Origin of the sequence: Roseixanthobacter psychrophilus, assembly GCF_043195195.1 — a bacterium.
In the GTDB taxonomy this organism is placed as follows: Bacteria; Pseudomonadota; Alphaproteobacteria; order Rhizobiales; family Xanthobacteraceae; genus NCEH01.
Map to the genome: position 1 here is coordinate 1 of NZ_JBAFWT010000230.1, position 269 is coordinate 269.

A 269-nucleotide genomic window follows, 5' to 3' on the forward strand; every position below is an offset into this window, starting at 1 on the left:
GTGATCGGCCCAGCGTTCGCGCCAACGCTCGACCAAATCCGTGCGGTTCCACTCCCGCGCCTTCGGGCCGAAGCCGTCCGCGTCCACCGACCGCATGGTGAGCATGACATGGGCATGGGGCTTGGGCATTCCGTCCGCCCCGGTGTCCCAATGCCCATTGAGATCGGCGATCATGCCCTGATCCACAAACTCGGACTGCACGAAGTCGCGGGCCAGTTCGACGCCCTGCGCCTGTGTCATCTCGCGCGGAATGGCGAACTCCACCTCGC

General features: G+C 65.8%; 1 protein-coding gene. It reads right to left on the reverse strand.

Annotated elements, in window-relative coordinates:
* Positions 1-269 (reverse strand): MobA/MobL family protein (locus V5F77_RS29330; RefSeq protein WP_429008544.1); only part of this gene is annotated, 269 nt, incomplete at both ends.